Origin of the sequence: Porphyromonas miyakawae, from assembly GCF_045865415.1 — a bacterium.
Taxonomy (GTDB): Bacteria; Bacteroidota; Bacteroidia; order Bacteroidales; family Porphyromonadaceae; genus Porphyromonas; species Porphyromonas miyakawae.
This window is the reverse complement of record NZ_BAAFSF010000001.1, coordinates 719,017-738,641: the sequence shown is the minus strand read 5'-3', so window position 1 is coordinate 738,641 and position 19,625 is coordinate 719,017. Positions and strand designations below refer to the sequence as shown.

The 19,625-nt window shown below is 44.4% G+C and carries 10 protein-coding genes; 7 read left to right on the top strand and 3 right to left on the bottom strand.

Translation table 11 applies throughout. From position 1 onward, the window contains the following. Nucleotides 1-161: 161 nt before the first annotated feature. The 5 genes from ACLWMH_RS02985 to ACLWMH_RS02965 all read left to right on the top strand — a co-directional run bounded on the left by ACLWMH_RS02985 (nucleotide 162) and on the right by ACLWMH_RS02965 (nucleotide 13,214). The gene (locus ACLWMH_RS02985) at nucleotides 162-1,343 is read left to right on the top strand and encodes an AAA family ATPase (protein ID WP_411915266.1); all 1,182 of its coding nucleotides are present in this window, start codon (nucleotides 162-164) and stop codon (nucleotides 1,341-1,343) included. A gap of 77 nt (nucleotides 1,344-1,420) precedes the next feature. Then, entirely contained in the window at nucleotides 1,421-4,981 is a 3,561-nt protein-coding gene (gene nifJ / locus ACLWMH_RS02980) for a pyruvate:ferredoxin (flavodoxin) oxidoreductase (RefSeq protein WP_411915265.1), read from the top strand. Nucleotides 4,982-5,230: 249 nt separating this feature from the next. Then, a complete protein-coding gene (locus tag ACLWMH_RS02975) occupies nucleotides 5,231-7,354 on the top strand; it encodes a hypothetical protein (RefSeq protein WP_411915264.1) in 2,124 nt (707 codons plus the stop codon). Between the two features lie 83 nt (nucleotides 7,355-7,437). Then, on the top strand, nucleotides 7,438-10,119 hold the full coding sequence (locus ACLWMH_RS02970; protein ID WP_411915263.1) for a thiol protease/hemagglutinin PrtT: 2,682 nt from the start codon (nucleotides 7,438-7,440) through the stop codon (nucleotides 10,117-10,119). A gap of 596 nt (nucleotides 10,120-10,715) precedes the next feature. Next, complete coding sequence (locus ACLWMH_RS02965) at nucleotides 10,716-13,214, top strand: hypothetical protein (protein ID WP_411915262.1); 2,499 nt, start codon at nucleotides 10,716-10,718, stop codon at nucleotides 13,212-13,214. A 270-nt stretch (nucleotides 13,215-13,484) separates the two neighbouring features. Here the strand turns inward: ACLWMH_RS02965 and ACLWMH_RS02960 are convergent, their stop codons facing one another. The 3 genes from ACLWMH_RS02960 to ACLWMH_RS02950 form a co-directional block, all read right to left on the bottom strand. Continuing rightward, nucleotides 13,485-15,926, bottom strand: a complete 2,442-nt coding sequence (locus ACLWMH_RS02960) for a leucine-rich repeat domain-containing protein (RefSeq protein WP_411915261.1) — start codon at nucleotides 15,924-15,926, stop codon at nucleotides 13,485-13,487. 233 nt (nucleotides 15,927-16,159) lie between these two features. Next, the gene (locus ACLWMH_RS02955) at nucleotides 16,160-16,417 is read right to left on the bottom strand and encodes a hypothetical protein (protein WP_411915260.1); all 258 of its coding nucleotides are present in this window, start codon (nucleotides 16,415-16,417) and stop codon (nucleotides 16,160-16,162) included. A 214-nt stretch (nucleotides 16,418-16,631) separates the two neighbouring features. Continuing rightward, nucleotides 16,632-17,021 carry a hypothetical protein gene (locus ACLWMH_RS02950; RefSeq protein WP_411915259.1) on the bottom strand — a complete coding sequence of 130 codons (390 nt, stop codon included), beginning with the start codon at nucleotides 17,019-17,021 and terminating at the stop codon, nucleotides 16,632-16,634. Nucleotides 17,022-17,176: 155 nt separating this feature from the next. On the opposite strand from ACLWMH_RS02950, the gene ahpC reads away from it, so the two are divergent. After that, a complete protein-coding gene (gene ahpC / locus ACLWMH_RS02945) occupies nucleotides 17,177-17,746 on the top strand; it encodes an alkyl hydroperoxide reductase subunit C (RefSeq protein WP_411915258.1) in 570 nt (189 codons plus the stop codon). A 90-nt stretch (nucleotides 17,747-17,836) separates the two neighbouring features. Beyond that, nucleotides 17,837-19,390 carry an alkyl hydroperoxide reductase subunit F gene (ahpF, locus tag ACLWMH_RS02940; protein ID WP_411915257.1) on the top strand — a complete coding sequence of 518 codons (1,554 nt, stop codon included), beginning with the start codon at nucleotides 17,837-17,839 and terminating at the stop codon, nucleotides 19,388-19,390. The last annotated feature ends 235 nt before the right edge of the window (nucleotides 19,391-19,625 follow it).

Sequence of the window (19,625 nt, the reverse complement as noted above, 5' to 3'; positions counted from 1 at the left end):
CAACAAGATACTTCACTACCCTTCTCACGCTTTTGGTCATGGAACTTACAGCATTATTGTCAAGTTCATTCATCATTTTATGGCTGTATTTTCCTAATTTTGCAAAGAAGAGATTACAATATTCGATTATATTACTATCTTTGTGGTGAATTAGGAGACGTATGATTGAGTCACTTTACAGAACACACGACTACCTATTGCGCAATAAGCCTCGCACCTTACTGCGCAGGCTGTTTCATGAGATCGATGAAAGCCTACGCATCATTGGGATTGAAGGAAGCAGAGGGGTCGGCAAGACCTTCTTCTTATTGGATTGGGCAAAACAGCACTATGGGGTAGCCAACCGTGCTTGTTTGTATGTAAATCTCAATCAGTTTTTGTTTACCACAACCAGCCTAACAGATTTTGCAGCTGACTTTGTATCTAGAGGAGGCAAAACGCTTCTTCTGGATCAAATATTCAAGTATCAAGGCTGGCAAGAAGAATTGAGGGAGTGCAGCAACAAATTTCCCAACCTACAAATTATCTATACGACCTCTATTGGAGAGGGTACAAAATCGGAAATACCGGGTGGTGTAACCTACTTCCTCCCGGGTCTTTCGCTGCGCGAATTTCTCATGCTGGAAAACAATATAAGCTTACCCATGATTAGTTGGGAGGATTTATTGACAAGGCACGTAGAGTTCTCTCACCTAATTATGGAGCAAGTTAATCCGCTTACCCGTATTACGGATTATCTGCACCACGGCTATTACCCTTTTTATAGGGAGGAGCGCAATTATTCAGAGAACCTTCTAAAGAACGTCAATATGACGTTGGAAGTAGATTTGATGTATATACGCAATATTGACCAACGTCAACTACCCAAACTCCGTAAGCTATTATACTTAGTTGCTTTGGATTCATCCACACCACTCAACATATCACGCTTGTCAAAAGAGCTTGAGCTGAGTCGTACCACGGTGGTAAACTACCTTATGTCCATGGCTGACGCACATCTCATTAGGTTGGTAACCCGCCGAAGCCCGAGTGGGATGAGTTCATCCAAAACCCCTTCAATGGTCTATTTGGAGAACTCTAATCTATACCGCCTAATGCACCCCTCCATGGCTGATGAGGGTATTATACATCGTACATTCTTTCAATGTAATGTGGGGTTTAACCATCTTATTGAACACCCACAGAATGCAGCGGAGACCTTTATTGTGGATAACAAATTGTGCTTTGGGATGGATCGGCTGCCTCGTATAAAAGAGAATTACCACATGTATCAAGTGGACTCTAATACTACAATAGGAAACGAAGAGAAACTTCCATTGTGGATCTTTGGCTTCTTATACTGAAAAGGGGGGAAAGAAATAAAACTGTGAGAAACAACTTATATAGAGAAAGTTAAGATATAAAGAGAGAAATAATTATTATGGCTAAAACCACTAACAAGATGACCTGCGACGGGAATACAGCCGCCGCACACATCGCTTACATGTTCAGTGAAGTGGCCGCCATTTATCCCATCACGCCTTCTTCTACGATGGCAGAGCTGGTGGATGAATGGGCGTCACAAAAGAGAAAAAACATCTTTGGCGAAGTAGTCCATGTGGAGGAGATGCAAAGTGAAGCCGGAGCAGCTGCCGCTATGCACGGATCACTCCAAGCCGGAGCACTTACTACTACGTTTACAGCATCACAAGGGTTACTTTTGATGCTTCCTAATATGTACAAGATGTCCGGCGAGCTACTTCCGGGTGTTTTCCATGTATCAGCACGTGCTCTTGCAGCACAGGCACTTTCCATCTTTGGAGACCACCAGGACGTTATGGCAGCCCGTACAACCGGTATGGCGCAGCTTGTAACCGGCTCTGTACAAGAGGTTATGGATCTTGCTGCAGTAGCGCACTTAGCTGCTATCAAGTGCCGGGTTCCTTTTATTCACTTCTTTGACGGATTCCGTACTTCTCACGAAATACAGAAGATAGAAGTACTTTCGGATGAACAGTTACGTCCACTGGTTGACATGGAGGCTGTTAGAGCTTTCCGCGAACGTGCTCTTTCGCCCAATCATCCTGTTACACGCGGTACGGCTCAGAATGGGGATATCTACTTCCAAGCAAGGGAAGCTGCCAACAAGTTCTATGAAGCTATACCCGAGGTGGTACAGCAAACTATGGATCAACTTTCTGAACTTACCGGACGTAAATACCATCTATTCGATTACTATGGAGCTGAGGATGCCGAGAACATTATCATCGCCATGGGCAGCGTAACGGAAACGGTTCGCCAAGTAGTTGATCATCTTGCCGCAGAGGGGAAAAAGGTTGGCTTACTCGCTGTTCATCTCTATCGTCCTTTCAGCGTAAAGCACTTTATGGAAGCGATTCCCCAATCGGTAAAGCGCATCGCTGTACTAGATCGCTCTAAAGAACCCGGAGCACAGGGAGAGCCGCTTTACATGGACGTGAAGACCACTTTCTACAACAGTGATCGCACTCCGCTCATCGTAGGTGGTCGATATGGCTTATCCTCTAAGGATGTAACTCCTGCTCAGATTCTTTCCGTATACGATAATTTAGAGCTGCCTATGCCAAAGGATCACTTCACTATCGGTATCGTGGACGATGTTACTTTCACTTCACTACCCGAGAAGGAAGATCTGCTGATTGACGAAGGTTCATTTGAGGCTAAGTTCTTTGGATTAGGTGCTGATGGTACTGTAGGTGCTAACAAAAACTCCGTAAAGATCATCGGCGACAATACAGACAAGTATTGCCAAGCCTATTTTGCCTACGACTCGAAGAAGTCCGGAGGATTTACCGCATCACACCTCCGTTTTGGCGACAGACCTATTCGCTCTACCTATTTGGTTGTAACTCCCGACTTTGTAGCCTGTCATGTACCTGCGTATCTCCGTATGTACGATGTATTGAAAGGTTTGAAAAAGGGAGGTTCATTCCTTCTGAATGCCATCTGGTCAAAGGAAGAGATTGAACAACACCTTCCTAACCATATAAAGCGTTATTTAGCCAAGAATGATATTAAATTCTATGCGATCAATGCAACTGCCATTGCGCAAGAAATAGGATTGGGCAATAGGACCAATACGATTTTACAATCTGCTTTCTTCAAGATTGCCAATGTCATTCCTTACGACTTAGCCGTAACTGAAATGAAGAAATTCATTGTTAAGAGCTATGGCCGAAAAGGGGAAGCTATCGTAAATATGAATTACCAGGCAGTAGATCGTGGTGCCGAGGTAGTTGAGATACCGGTGAAGGCTGAATGGGCCAACTTGCCGGATGAAGAGCCTGCTGTCAATCCTTACGATACTGATTTCGTTCACAATGTAGTACGCGTAATCAATGCACAAAAGGGCGATTCGCTTCCTGTCTCTACCTTTGTAGGACGCGAAGACGGAACTTGGGACAATGGCACGGCAGACAGTGAAAAGCGTGGTGTAGCTGCCTTTGTACCTCAATGGATAAGTGACAATTGTATACAGTGTAATCAGTGTGCCTATGTGTGTCCTCATGCTACGATACGCCCATTTTTGTTGGATGCAGCTGAGCGTACCAAGACCGGAGTAACGACACTTGCAGCAATCGGCAAGGGCTTCAAAGAAGCGGACTTAAGCTTCCGCATCCAAGTCAATGTATTGGACTGCCTTGGATGTGGTAACTGCGCCGCTGTTTGCCCCGGCAACAAGAACGGCAAGGCGCTGGAAATGGTACCCTTAGATGACGAAACACGCAAAGAGCAAAAGAATTGGGATGCCCTAAGACATCAGGTTACCAACAAGGCTCACTTAGTAGACGTAACTGCCAATGTAAAGAACTCTCAGTTTGCACAGCCACTCTTTGAATATTCAGGAGCCTGCGCCGGTTGCGGTGAGACGCCGTATGTGAAGCTACTCACACAGCTCTTTGGCTCTCGTCAGCAAATAGCCAATGCAACTGGGTGCTCATCCATCTACTCAGCCAGTGCCCCTTCTACCCCCTACACCACAAACTTTTGTGGACAAGGTCCTGCCTGGGCTAACTCTTTGTTTGAGGACAATGCAGAGTTCGGTATGGGTATGATTTTGGGACAACAAGCCCGTCGCAATCGCTTGCGTGCTGAAGTGAGCCGTATAGTAGAAGAGAATGATGCTGATTCTAAACTTCTACCCCTACTAAGCGAATGGCTGGAACACTTCGATAATTCAGCAGCTACACGAGACCTAAGTGATAAGATATTACCTCTGATTGATGCTGACCGTAAGCTGAAGGATTCACTCTTAGGAGAATATAAAGATAACTTCCTTAAGCCGTCTCAGTGGATTATTGGTGGTGATGGTTGGGCTTACGACATAGGCTTCGGAGGATTGGATCATGTACTCGCAAGTGGCAAGGATCTGAACATTCTCGTGTTAGATACGGAAGTTTACTCCAACACGGGAGGACAATCCTCTAAGAGTACGCCTTTAGGTGCTATCGCTAAGTTTGCCTCATCCGGAAAGCGTGTACACAAGAAGGACTTAGGCCGAATTGCTTCTACCTATGGCTATGTGTATGTAGCTCAAATTGCTATGGGAGCGAATCAAGCGCATACCCTTAAAGTACTACGCGAAGCAGAAGCCTACCCCGGGCCCTCATTGGTAATTGCTTACTCACCCTGTATTTCTCACGGATTGAAGGGAGGTATGGGAAAGAGTCAGCTTGAAGAAAAGCGTGCCGTTGAGTGCGGATACTGGCATCTGTGGCACTATGACCCACGCCTTGAAGAAGAGGGCAAGAACCCGTTTGTACTTGATAGCAAAGAACCGGATTGGAGTAAGTTCAAAGACTTCCTAAAGGGTGAAGTACGCTTCTCCTCTCTGTACAAGATGTTCCCGACAGAAGCAGAAGAGCTTGCAAACGAGTCTCTCCGTGCGGCTATGCAACGCTACACAGGCTATGTACAGCAGAGCAAACTTGAGATTATCCCTCTTCCTGAAATCAAAGATTGATCCAAGAAGAGAATAACTGTAGATAACTAACGTTTTTCTACCATAAGAAGGGTGGGTTGTGACATACAAGCCCACCCTTTATAATCCAACTCACTTAGCATCAGCGTCTTCTACCACAATCGGATGGACTCTTTTTAGATGCACGATAACAATATATTCGATTATATTCTGTATATTTGCTATCCGAATGAGCCAAAAGCTATTAGGCATAACACACAATATAGATTTACAATCATAGCAAATAACATTATGAAGCACAAACTACTAATCAATGTAGCGCTTATGTTCTTGGTCTCCTTCTTGGGATTGAATATAAGAACAGCGCATGGCCAGGAGCTAATCCCGGCAGACGAAAAGCAGGCACTCATTGACCTCTTCAATTCTACCAATGGAGCAGAATGGAAGAGTTGGACCAAGTGGGATTTAACTGCATCCGTAGATCAATGGAAAGGTGTAAAGATTAAGGATGGACACGTTTCGGAGTTGGACCTTCACAGCTCCAATTTGCAAGGAAAAATTCCGGCATCAATAGGAGCACTTACTGAATTGGTAAAGATCCGCTTGGATAACAACCTATTGGAAGGGCCACTGCCGAAGGAATTGTTCCAGTTCCAAAAGCTGCAGGAACTATGGCTTACAAATCAGAGAAAGCAAGCTAATGCGGGGGAAGTAAGAGAATACACCCTCACCGGAGGCCTGCCTGATGTAATTGATATGCCACAGCTAAAGATACTTGAGCTATCAGATACGGGTATTACGGGTCCTCTCTCAGAGATGAAAACTCCTGAATTGCTGCAATTCCAGGCAAACAACTGTACTTTGGGGTCACTTCATCCTTCCATATGGGAACTTCCTAAGATCATATTTATTGGCATTCAATTGGGCGAAAGTCCCAAACCATTACCTTTAACAGGTGAGCTGCCTAAGGACTTCTCCAAGTGCGCTAACTTGAAGGCTTTGGCTATTGGCGGTTGTCCTAATTTTGTAGGCGAAATCCCTGCATCCATTGCCAAGTGCACCGGCATGCAGCAACTTCTTTTGCAGAATGGACATACCGGCACCATACCAAAGGAGTTGGGAACAATGAGGAATTTGGTATTACTTGCTTTGGCTAATAACCACTTGACCGGAGAAATACCTGATGAATTAGGCAATTTGACCAATTTAGTACAACTCTATTTGGGTATGAACGAGCTAACGGGCACCATTCCCGAGTCGTTCAAAAATTTCACTAAATTGAATCACCTCAATCTGAAAAAGAATAAGCTTACCGGCAACCTCCCCGAGTGGATTGGGCAATTGCATAATTTGACTAAGCTTATCCTTGGTGACAATGAGTTTACCGGTACGATTCCCGCAAAATGGGCTCCTGTAGATGAGGGCCAGGAAAGTGATGGTTTTGGTATTAACCGTCTCTTGGAATTAGACCTTGCTAACCTAAAATTGAGCGGTGAACTGCCGGAGCGTTTTGGTAATTTCACTAGCCTGGATAAGATTTGGATAAATAATGCGGGACTTTCCGGTGACCCCACAACGGTGCTTCAGAAAATGCTGGAGATCTCTCAAATCTACATTCAGGACAACAACTTCAAGGGACGTTTAGACGGACTGCTTGCTCTTGAAGATCTGGAAGATTTGCGTGTATTATATGCTCAAAACAACCATTTCTATGGTTCCATCGAGGAGAGAGAACACCAACCGGACGGCTGGGGTCCTTACTATCGTTTCAATGCACACGGCATCAATGTCAGCAACAACGATTTCGTACTAAAGGATTTTGAAAAACTATCTCCTATATTGACCGGTAAGGAACCTACCAACGTAACGAATAAGCTGATCTTTGCTCCGCAGAACAAGTTGGAAGTAGAAGAAACTAGTAAAGAGGTAAAGGAAGGCGAAGCCCTCAGCTTTACTGCTCCTACATTGGAAGACTTGCGTAATGCACCTTTCAGCACAACCGATTTGTCTGAAACAAAGAACGTATACCAGTGGTACAAGGATGGCAAAAAGGTAGATGGTCAAAATACACCGGTTCTCTCTATTGACAAGGTAAATAAGGACCAAAGCGGTGTGTATGTATGCAAAATCACCAATGCACGTGTGCCCGGCCTGACAATGGAAACAAAGGAAATGATTGCTACCGTAAAGACCGGAATTTTGCCCATTGAAGCAAACCAAGAGGTAATAGTACGTGAAGGCGATATACTCTCTGTAAAGGGAGCTGAAAGCCTTGCCCTCTATACGACATCTGGCACCCTTCTCTCATCAGTAGAAGGAAACGAAATTTCGATCAACCACTTATCCTCCGGTACGATTGTCATTGTTATTTATACAACCGGCGGAGTAAATAAAGCCGTAAAATATATTCTCTAAGACAATCCCTATACCCATGAGAACAAGGGGAGCTTCGCACTCCTCTTGTTCTCCTATTATAAAAATGGAATTGTTATACACATATGAACAAGAAACTATTATTTCTTCTCGCATTTATAATTGGTAGTGTGAGCGTGCTGTTGGCTAAGCCTATTACAGCAGAGCAAGCTCGCATTAAGGCCGAAAGAATTCTTTCCCCTAAGGCACTGCGTAGTGATACTCCGCTTACCTTAGCTTATGTTCGCTCGGCACCCTCTTCGCTACGCTCATCGGACGCTAAGTCTTTAGTATATTACTACATATTCAATAAAGGCACCCATGACGGTTTTGCCATCATAGCCGGAGATGACCGCTTGTATGAAGTCTTGGCATACTCAATGGAAGGCCACTTTGACGAAAAGGCAATACCCGATCATATAAAATCCTGGTTCTCTTGCTATGACAAACAGATAGAGGAGTTCTATCGGACTGCAAATGCGTCCTCCGGAACTCAAACTTACACCTCCGGACTACGAAGTGCAGATAAGATAGATCCCCTACTCGAACGAGAAAAGATAAGATGGGGACAAACATATCCCTATAATTCAGAATGCCCAATCGTACCCAGAGAAACTAAGCAAGCCGTAACCGGCTGTGTGGCTACAGCACTTTCACAAATCATGCGTTTCCATAAATGGCCGACAAGAGGTATGGGGGAAGTGACTTATCAGGCAAGAGGGATCGATGGACAGTATACAGGTGCTTACTATAAGGTTACATTTGATCACGATTACGACTGGGCTAATATGCCGGGTTGCTTTGAGGGAAATGTTAAACCTACTGAAGTAGAAGCAAAAGCCATTGGTACCTTGCTGAAGGATGTAGGAATGGCTATAAAAATGAGCTACTCCTCCTATTCCAGTGGAGCATTCAATTGGGATGTCTTACCGGCTCTTCGCGATAATTTGCGTTATAATAAAGCGGTTCGCTTAGTGTCGCGTAGTGGCTACACAGCTCAAGACTGGGCAAATCTTATTCTTGACGAACTGAAAAAAGAGTGCCCTGTATTCTACACCGGTAGAGGCGTAGATGGTAGCGGACATGCCTTTGTGTGTGACGGGTACAACGGGGAAGGCTTTTTCCACTTCAATTGGGGGTGGGACGGTCTCGCTAACGGATTCTATCGCTTGGAAGCTTTGAACCCCACCGCAACGGGTACAGGCGCCGGACTCGGAAGCTATAACATGACTCAAGAAATCCTTGTCGGATTAAGTCCTGATAGAGACGGCTCTTCCGTTGACGGAAAGCTTACGACTCCTTTGGCTTCCGTGCGCTACACACATACAAAAGCAAGTAAACGGCTCACGCTAAAAGTATCCCTCTACCAAGGTGCATACGAATCTCAAGGCTATTACTTTAAACCTGCTGTTTACAAAGAAAATGGGGAAAATGTTTATCTGGGAAGCCGTACATTTCGTAAGCTTTCAGCCATGAACAACACCGTTGTATCATTGGATTTTGACTATGGTTCTGCAGCACTTGCTGATGGAAGATACCGTATAATGCCTCTTTGGAGTGCACAGTCTAACGGCACTTATGAACCTTGTGCCTATATGAATATAGAACCACTCTCTATCTATGTAACTGTTAGTAATAAGGAGGTTACAAAGATTGAATATGATGTACCAGAAATTCCGCTTACCGCAGAGACTTTTGTCAGTGAAAAGAGCTCTGTTAAAGCCTATTCAGATGGTACCATTACCCTTAAGTTTAAGAATAGTAGCGATCGCGAGTACTATGCTCCTGTAACCATATTCTTGGGTGATGCTAAGCAGTTCCCGAGTGATCCGAATGAGGCTGTAAAACAACTTCCTCTTGTCAATGCACAAGCAACACGTGTAGTAGTAGTACCGGCAAATAGCGAAAAAGAGGAAACATTCAATTTCGCTGATTGCAATTTTGCTAAAGGCGAAAAGTTAGGGATTGTAGCTCAGATCCCTCGTGTTTATTTCCAAGTTCCTAGTGAGGATGGCTCAGGCTTGGGTATGCTTCCCAAAACAAAGGCTTATCGCATTGTGGGCGGAATAAGTGTGATTGGTACTGAATACACTACCCCTATTTTAGTTTCCAACGTATCTTCCGCCAAGGTAAAAAGGATGAATGGAGCCTGCTCAAAGGTTTACGGACCGACTTTCAAAATAAAAAACGAAGGTGTGCTCTATGATGTACAGGAGGACAAAAAACTAAATCTAACAATCAGAGCAGCACTACTCAATCCGGCCAATCCATCTATGCCTGTCATGGCGATCTCCCACCCCTTAGAGCAGTCTATTGGAAAGGGAGAGACAATTGAATTCACTCCGGAATTTGATGGAAACAAAGACTTTTGGATTGGGTACAAAAGGGATAACCTTTTGGTACGTCTCATTGCAGTTGAAGAGCGTGATCAGCGTATTCTCCTAACGAACAAGCGTAAGGTATTTGGCCCCAATTTGGGCTTTGTGGAAATCTATTACGACACTGATGCAGCGGAAATAGCTTCTCAGTCTGCATATTGTTATTCCTACCAAGCAGAGGGAATAACTACCCTTCGCTATGGAAGTCCCACGCCTCTGACTTCGCTTGATTTATTTGATTTGAATGGACGGATAGTAAGATCGTTCGATCTTGCTTTATCTTGCCAAGGCGAAGTTCAGGCTGAACAGTTACCGAATGGTACCTATATTGTCTCTTTGCGTGATAATATTGGTAAAGTGGTTACAACTAAGATAACTGTTACTCGGTAGTCAGCGCTAAGCTCTCTTAAGAAAGGCTCTGCACGGAGCCTTTCTTCGCATAGCACTTCCATACTTTCTTTACAGAAAGTATGGAAGTTTTTTTATTATAAACGTCCACTGCCCCTGAGCCTCCCGCACAACTTGGGAAAAATCTGTCCTTTTTAAGGTCTCTATGCCGGAGTTCTTTTCCGAAAAGTTCTGATGTTTCAATCCAAAAGCTCTGATGTTTTAATCAAAAGGTTCTGATGTTTTGATCAAAAGATTCTGATCTTTCTGTATAGAGATCTATAAAATGCCAACTGCCCATGAGCCCTCCCGCACAACTTGAGAGCATACTTCTTCACTAAAGAAGATAATACTTCTATTTCCAGGAAATGATTCATAATAAATATCCCTCCATATAGGTCTGGTCGGCTGATCTTTCACTTGATTAGCTATTTGGGGGGAACCACATAGTTTCATTTATCGTTAAGCTATATTGTAAGTATTTTGCTCACAATTTCAAGAGTATTATTGACCAATAAACATAAAAACATTGTATATTTGCAATCACAGTGAACAATAAAAAGTCTTATTAGAAAGATTAATGTAAAACAGAAATCATTATGAATAGACGAAAAGTATTTAATGCGATCTTTGGATTAGTAATCCTCTTATGTGGATTCGAAGTACTCTCACTCCTTACGCTCCGTGCAGAAGTCCTCATACATTGTAATGGGGATGGTGGAGAGGTCTATCCAAAAGAGGGAAAAGCAGAAAACTCCACCATACTTATTGATGAAGATTTTGCCGGATTAACTGCAGGAAGTGAAGACGCTCCGGATGCCACAAAGTTAGTAGACGCAATGGGGAATTTTAGTAACCCATCAGTATTGAAGCCCTATAGCCCGAAACTCGGCTTTAAGCAATGGGGAGGTGAAGGTCTCTATGCAGCGGGAGGTTGTATAGCCATAAAAGACGGATGGTTTCTCAATACTCCGGCAGGCGATATGTCAGGCGAAATAACGCTTACATTTCGTGCCCGACTCACTAAAGATACTGATCCGGGGAAAGAGAATACCATTGAGTTAATCTTTTTAAGCCGAAAGTCTCTTGTTGACTTTGAAAGAAAAACATACACCCTCACAAATGAGTGGCAGGAATTTACTTATACTTCTGACAGAGGTGACTTTGAGGCAAGTGGCTTTCAGTTCCTATCCGGTGTCAATAGTGGCATCGTCCTTATCGATGATATTAAGTTGCAAAGTGTCAAAAAGTCCATTGCTGCCCCCAAAGCTCAAGAAGCTGAAGATGCAACCGAATACAGCTTCAAAGCCGTATGGGCGCCAAGCTTAGAAGCCACTAAATACCTCCTCAGCGTCTACTCCAAAGAGGAAGGTAATGAAGAGGTTACGGTTAAAGAGGGATTTGAAAATATCAATGCCGATAAAGATGGCATAATAGATAAAACAACCCCAAACTATCCACTTGATTGGAAAATAGAATGGAAAGACCCGAAGAAAAAGCATATAGCCAAGAATGCCACGTCTGACAACACACAGTCATTGAGACTTATAGATGAAGGCGATTTCGTTACTACTCCGATTTGCAAGCAGGGAATATCATTCATTAAATTCAGACTCAAAGCAGAAGTTTCTCATGAGAAAGTACCATTTGGGAGCGGTATAGCCCTATCGTTTGATACCGACTACGGACTCTACCAGTTTCATGTTATCGATTTGAGCGAACTTCTTACCGAGGAGGCAAAGAATGGAATAGATATTAATCTAACAGAATACATTGCGCAGTTCGATAAAGTATATGCACTTAAAATCGAATGGCTTCCGATTCCGGGTGACCAGACAACCATCCTCCTGGATGACGTTGAATACTCATTCATAGCTCCTCCAAAATATACCTACCTTCTGGAAGACAAGGAAGTAAAAACTCCTGCAGCTTCACAAGAAGAGAATGTAACTTATGAGGTAACAGATCTTGATCCCAATTTGGATTACTACTACGTAGTGAAGGCTGCCAATAACGAATACATATCCGAACCTTCGAAAGAAATTGAAGTATATACAGTCAGCCAGCCCACAGCATTAGAAGCCACGAATGTGACGAATGAGAGCTACACCGCTAATTGGACAAGTAACAAAAAGGTAGACTTGTATAGAATAGAGCAAATCCGTCAAAATACCCTTACAGAGGATGTAAAAGATTACGTCATTCTATATGAAGATTTCTCCAAAGTAACCTCAGATTTCAAAGAAAGTGATATTGCCGAGGGATTTATTGAACAAGGGGAATATACAAGTACCACTATTCCCATTGATGACCTGACTCACATTGCCGGGTGGAAAGCCTCATCCATGCAGCGTGTGGAAGGTTGGCTCGGTGGAATGGGAGCAAGCGGAGAAAAGGGCAAAATAGCCGGATCTATCGTAACGCCACCTCTTGACCTCGGTCACAATGACGGAGAATGTAAAGTAACTATTCATGCCTGGGGAGAGGAAAACGACTGGCTTGCCATTCAGGGGCTCAATGCAGCGGCTTATGCGGGGATACGCTTTCCTAAAGGCGGTTTTATTGAAACCACTGTTACGGTACCGGCTTGCTCTGCAAAGGAATCACTAACCTTTTACAGCAACAACTATCGTCCATTCCTCATCGATTATATCAAAATCACGCAAGATGTTAAAGCCGGAGAGAAGGTATCAGTGACGACCGCATCCCTACACACGCAAGATGCTAATGTAAAATCAATCGAGATGACAAATCCCGACTTTGGTGCAAATCATGAGATCTACTATATGGTAACTGGATTGCGTTACCGGCATGGTGACAAAAAGGATGCCGTGGCATCAAAGCCTTCTAATCTAATACTGGTAAAGGATCCTACTACAGGAACAGATTTTGTACAAGAGGATTCTCCCATGCTTTTTGGTATAAAAGGTGGCATTAGGGTATACGCATCAGTTGTCTCTTCGATAAATATATATACGTTATCGGGAGAATTAGTTGCTTCTTCCAAAATAGCAGAGGGCGCGTCTTTCATTGCTCTTGAACCGGGTATGTACGTCGTAAGGGCGAACAAAACCACAACGAAAGTAATGGTAGAGTAAATAGCAAATTTCCGAAAGACCCTCTTTTCAACAAGCCTCTACACAAGCAAACGTGTAGGGGCTTTCGCTTTATAGAAGCATTCAGCAAATAGGCTATGGCACAGCGCTAGGAGCCTCGCATCAATGACTATAACCCCGGAAGTAGCGACTAAAACATATAAATAGGTCAATTAAAAAGGCACCTACTTTTATTCCAAAAGTAGGTGCCTTTTGCTGTAGAGAGGAGCACCCTACGCCAAGGGTGCTCCTGCTTATGGAGGTGAAAGCCTGTTATCGTTTGATAATCAAAGTTACGGAGTTTGACACGCCAAGGGCATTCAGAAATACAATAGGATAGGTACCCTCAGGTAGTCCTTCGAGGTAGAGCCGTGCACTACCCTCTTCGTCTGCCGTAACTGTTTGGAGCAGTGTGCCGTCCATGCCATAGAGCCGTACTTCACTCATTTGCGCTACACCACATAGCATTGCTTCTGTGCTCGCCGGATTCGGGTAGAGAGAGGCGCTTTCACGTGCGACCGATTCCGCATTGGTCTTGAATGTGGCGGTAATCGTCACATTGCTTTTCACTACAAAGGACTTACTTTCAGTAATATCCTCATTGTTAGCCATAAGTTTATCCAACTCGTAGCCAACTTCGGGAGCAACTTCTACAGTAAGTTCTGTACCATAAGGCACTGCCTCAAGGTTATTGGCGCCTTTGATTATGATCTGTCCGTTTATAGCCTTTGAAACAGTCACAGCAAAGGAAAGTCCATTTTCTGTACAGGTTCCTTCTCGTCCAACGTAATTTGAGTAGTCGATAGTTCCCTCTTTACTGACGTATAATACCTTCCAAAACTTAGACTTTGCAACCTCCACATTTTGCTTTGTCATGATATTGCCATTTCCGGGTGTTGCATTCATTTCCTCCTTAGAAAGTACAATGAGGCTACCCGGGTCATTTTGTACCCTCTGAGCTAACTCTTCAACAATATTTTCCATTGCCGTGCAGCTAAGCAAATTATCTTCGCAAGAAAGCCAATTCAGTTGTGTGCATTCCGCTACCTTCAATGAGGTAAGTTTATTGCTGAAGCATACTAAATCGGTGAGCTTGCCAAATTTGGATACGTCTAACGATGTAAGTTGATTCTTATAGCAAGCCAATTCCTTAATCTCATAACACTGCGAGATATTTAATGAGCTTAATTGATTTTTATAACAATACAATTTTTTTATTTCTGAGCATTTGGATAAATCCAAGGACGCTATTTTATTGTTTCCACAAAACAGTTGCTCTATGCTGGGACACATGGATACGTCCAGCGAGGTTAAGTCATTAGATTCGCAATCTAACTCCGTTATATTACCGCTAAGTTCTACAGTTTGAGAGGATAGTGTATAGGTAGACTTCTTGCCCTGATCTATCGTTGTTTCACGGATACCTTTTGCAGTTACCTCTCCTTCTGATTTTATTGATAGGGTTATCGTTTCTCCTATTGCTCTTGTAGTTGTGAAAACAATAGTGTTTACCGGTTCATAGTCAGTACAACTACCATTGCGTCCGCTGTATTTCGTCTTGTTATCCGATCCTGCTTCTTTAGTGCAGAATACATCCCAATTCTTAGATTTAATTATCTCTACAATATGTTTGGTCAGTATGTTTCCTTTGCCGGGAAGAGCATTTGACTCAACTTGAGAGAGCGCGTCAAACGTACCTTTGTTGCTTACTGTCTTTGTAGGAAGAGCCTCTGCAATAGCTTCCATTACTGCACAATCAAGCAGATTTTCCTCACAGGAAATGTACTCAATATCTTTACATTTCGATAGGTCTAAAGAAGTTAATTGATTGGTATATGCGAACAGGCGTTTTAAATTGGGGCAGCTGGTCGCATCCAAAGACGTTAAGGAATTCCCGGAGCAGCTCAGTACGGTTAGCTTAGGCGTTTGCTTTAGATCTAACTGAGTTAACTGATTATTATCGCAATACAATGTAGTTATATTGTTGCAGTTGCTAAGATTTAAGGAGGTGATTTTATTATTCTCACAATTTAAGAACCTTAAACTCTCTTGATTTGCAACACTTAAAGATGTGATGTCATTATTATCACACCAAAATGTTTGTAGTTCCTGGCACTTAGATAAATCTAATGTAGTAAGTTTATTTTTACTACAGCCAAGATAGGTCAACTTCGGACAGTTAGAAATATCAAGAGTTTTGAGAGCATTACTACTACATGCTAAATACGTCAATTTACCACATTTTGATACGTCTAGTGATGCTAACTTGTTGTCAAAACAAACTAATCTATCTAAAGTGTTGTCGGTTAGTTTCAATGAGGTCAATAGATTTGTATAGCAACTAAGGGCAGTTAAACTAGGGCAATGTGAAATATCTAATGACGTTAACTCATTCTCATTGCACCCTAATGCAGTTAGATTACTACAGTCTCGTAACTCCAAAGAGGTTAATTTACCTGAATTACATCCGAATTTCTTTATATCGCCAGTGAGGGTAACCTTTTGAGAGGTAAGTTTGTAACTATTAGTACCATTACTTTTTATTTCTCCTACAATGCCTGTCGCAGTAACAGGACCATTCGCTTCAATTTGTAACTTAATGGTTTTTCCAACACCAAGTCCTGTAGAGAAAGTAATACTCTGAGCTGCTACAGGAAGTGCAAAAAACACACAGGCTACTGTAAGTAGCAGATACTTTGTAATCTTTGATTTCATATTGTTAGTTTTTTCTTGTTGTTTGTTAATAAATATTTAGGGGGCTATCCATTGGCTTTCTTCTCTGCCATCAATAGGATATTCACCTTAGCAAAAACCTCTTAATGGGTCGCATCTTACAAAAGGGGTCAGCAGTATCTTTATTCCCACCGATGCATGCTGTCTAGTAATATAGAAAAATTTTTGGGTTACAAACGCTTATGACTTTTCAAAGAGAGCATGCATCGGTGGGATTAAACGACTCCGCGAATATTTCCCCCTATTAACTCAAGCAAGCTAAGCGTCACTATTTTTTGGGTGTTCCCATTAGGAGCGCTCTTCCAAATAGAAAAAGCAAACACCTTCCAAAGAGTTTCTCGGCATTCACTATTTTTTTCGGAAGCAAGAATTCCTATTAGAAAAGGCATATGGATGAAGAAAGCATTAGTTAATCTTCCCACATCTCCTTTAAATATCATCCCAACCATACTAATTTTAACTTCCTTCCGCATAAAGGTACGTCTTATTATTCAATCAGCATGCACTTTCTTCAATTGAATGTCATTTATTCCGTGATAAGGTGCATGTCAAACATCTCTTCCTCGTAAAGAATAGTGGACAAAAGAGGCAGCTTCAATCAACTATTACAAAGTATAAGGCATTCTTCAAGAAGCTCTATTTCTTTATCAATAAGAAGGAGATATAGGGCAGAAAGGCCGGTATAACTCAGTCTATATCAATGTAGGAAACGATATCCAGTTTCTTTCTGAGCATGTTAGTTGCTTTATTCATGAGCGAGATACGTCTGTGATCCTCGGGAGTCCATAGCGTAGTGTGCGTAGCGAACTCCGTAAGTAGATTGTACGCATCCCATAGGGTTCCTTCTCCCTTGATTATACGCTCTTTATTGGTATCATACTTTCCGGCTTTTTGATACCTGTCGCATACCTTTCCATAGGATATTTGCTCCTCCGCTACTTCCTTACTTACGCCTAATGAGAGAAGCGTTTTCTGGCAACTCCTCATTTCAGCCAAAGAGATCCTCGACTCATAAACAGTGGATATCCATACGGGAGGAGCTTTAGTTTTATAGCTAAGAAATAACGCTAATTTCACCGAAGGAAAGTACTTGCCCACAGAAAAAATTACCCAATTCTAGGTATGCGGTTTGCTTTTTATTTCTGTTGCTTACCCTTATCTTTGTGGGTGTTGGTAGGAATGTCCTACCGACGATTAATGAATCATTATCTAAAACTCAAATGCAAATGACTATGCAACCTATTATCAACAGCAACTTACCAGAGTTCAAAGTACCCGCATATACCAAATCCAAGGGCTTTCACGAGGTCTCTAACGAGGATCTCAAGGGGCACTGGAGCGTACTCTTCTTCTATCCAGGCGACTTCACCTTCGTATGTCCTACGGAGCTGGCTGACCTTGCCGACAACTATGCTGAGTTTCAGCAGATCGGCGTAGACATCTACTCCGTGAGCACTGACTCGCACTTCGTTCACAAGGCTTGGCAGGATGCCAGCGAGGCGGTCAAGAAGGTTCAGTACACGATGCTCGCTGATATGCGCTTCGAGCTAGCTCGTGCCTTCGGCGTGATGATCGAGGAGGATGGACAGGCTTACCGTGGTACTTTCCTAATTGATCCAGACGGCAAGGTGCGTGTGGCTGAGATCCATGACAACGGCATAGGCCGTGACGCTCAGGAGCTACTGCGCAAGGTGCGCGCGGCTCAGTTTATCTATGAGCACCCAGGCGAAGTGTGCCCCGCCAAGTGGAAACAAGGCGATGCCACTCTCAAGCCTAGTATAGACCTAGTTGGTAAGATCTAACACCTAGATCCACATGTCAAAACAAGAGGGTTGTGTCGTGTACTCACACGGGTGGCACAGCCCTCTACTCTTTCTAAAAACAGCATAATCATGAGACTGGACCAAGATACCTTACAGCAGCTGCAAAGCATCTTTGCCTCGCTAAACCATCGATACACGCTCAGAGCGAAGGCTCCCAAGGGTGCCCACTACGAAGAACTCGAGCAGCTCCTCGGCGACTTCGCCTCAACCTCTCCGCAACTATCGTTAGAGATGGGCGTGGGCGACCAGCTAAGTGTGGAAATACTGCGTGACGAGCAGCCCACGGGGATAACTTTTAGGGCGATCCCCTCGGGGCATGAGTTTAGCAGTCTGATATTAGCCATATACAATGCGGATGGTCAGGGGAAGAACATTCCCGATACGGCTATCTGTGACAAGATCCGTTCGCTACGCAAACCGATTCATCTACGCAGTTATATTTCGCTCAGCTGTACCAACTGCCCCGACGTGGTTCAGAGCCTTAACCTAATCACGCTCATTGCGGGTGAGGGTGTGACCCACGAGATGGTTGATGGTGCTCTCTACACGGAAGAGGCTAAGGAGCTAAACATCTCTGCCGTACCGACGGTCTACCTGGGAAATCAGGTGCTACATATAGGTAAGAGCTCGCTGGGTGAGCTACTCAGCAAGCTATCCGATGCTGTCGGTGGGGAGCCGTCGTCCGCCACGGTGGAGCGCAAGGAGTACGACCAGATCGTCATCGGTGGTGGACCTGCTGGCGCAGCGGCTGCGCTCTACTCGGCTCGCAAGGGACTGCACGTCGCACTTGTGGCTGACCGCATAGGTGGTCAGGTGAATGAGACGACGGCTATCGAAAACGTCCCCTCCGTGCTTCATACGACAGGGACGCAGCTTGCCGAAGATCTGCGCCAACATGTGCTACACTACCACGTAGAGATACTGGAGCAGAGACATGTCGAGCAGATCAAACTAGTCGATACCCAGAAGGAGGTAGTCACTTCGCTCGGTGAGACGCTCGTAGCACCGCAAGTGATCATTGCCACTGGAGCCTCCTGGCGCAAGCTAGGTGTGCCTGGCGAGGCGGAGCATATTGGTCGCGGGGTAGCCTTCTGCCCACACTGCGATGGACCGTTCTTCAAGGGGCAAGACATAGCGGTCGTGGGCGGTGGTAACTCAGGCATTGAGGCTGCTATCGACTTAGCGGGCATCTGCAAGCATGTGACCGTCTTGGAGTTTATGGAGAGCCTCAAGGCAGACACCGTACTGCAGGAGCAGCTGGCTAAGCTACCAAACGTGACCGTCCACACGAACGTGGCAACGGAAGAGGTCATCGGCGATGGCAGCAAAGTATCCGCACTTCGCATCGCTCCCCGTGACGGGAGGGCTCCCTTCGAGCTCGCTGTTGCTGGGGTCTTCGTGCAGATCGGGCTCAAGGCGAATACGGATATCTTCGATGGTCTGGTCGAGCGCAACCGCATGGGCGAGATCGTCATCGATGACCACTGCCGCAGCTCCGTAGCGGGTATCTATGCCGCGGGCGACTGTGCCAGCATCCCCTACAAGCAGGTGGTGATTGCTATGGGCGAGGGTGCCAAGGCTGCTCTCTCCGCCTTCGATGATCGCATTCGCACACAAGGGTGAGATTGGCCGTTAGCTGTTGGCTATCGGCATCCGCACGCAAAGGTTAGGGCCACACTCCTACACAAAAAAGAGACTCCCCCGCAGCAGGACACGATCCAACTGGAGGGGAGTCTATCGCTTACTGCCTCTAGCACTAGAGGACTTACGCTAACTGGACTAGATCTCAATGTACGAGACGATGTCGGGCTTTTTCCGGAGCATGTTAGTTGCTTTATTCATGAGCGAGATACGTCTG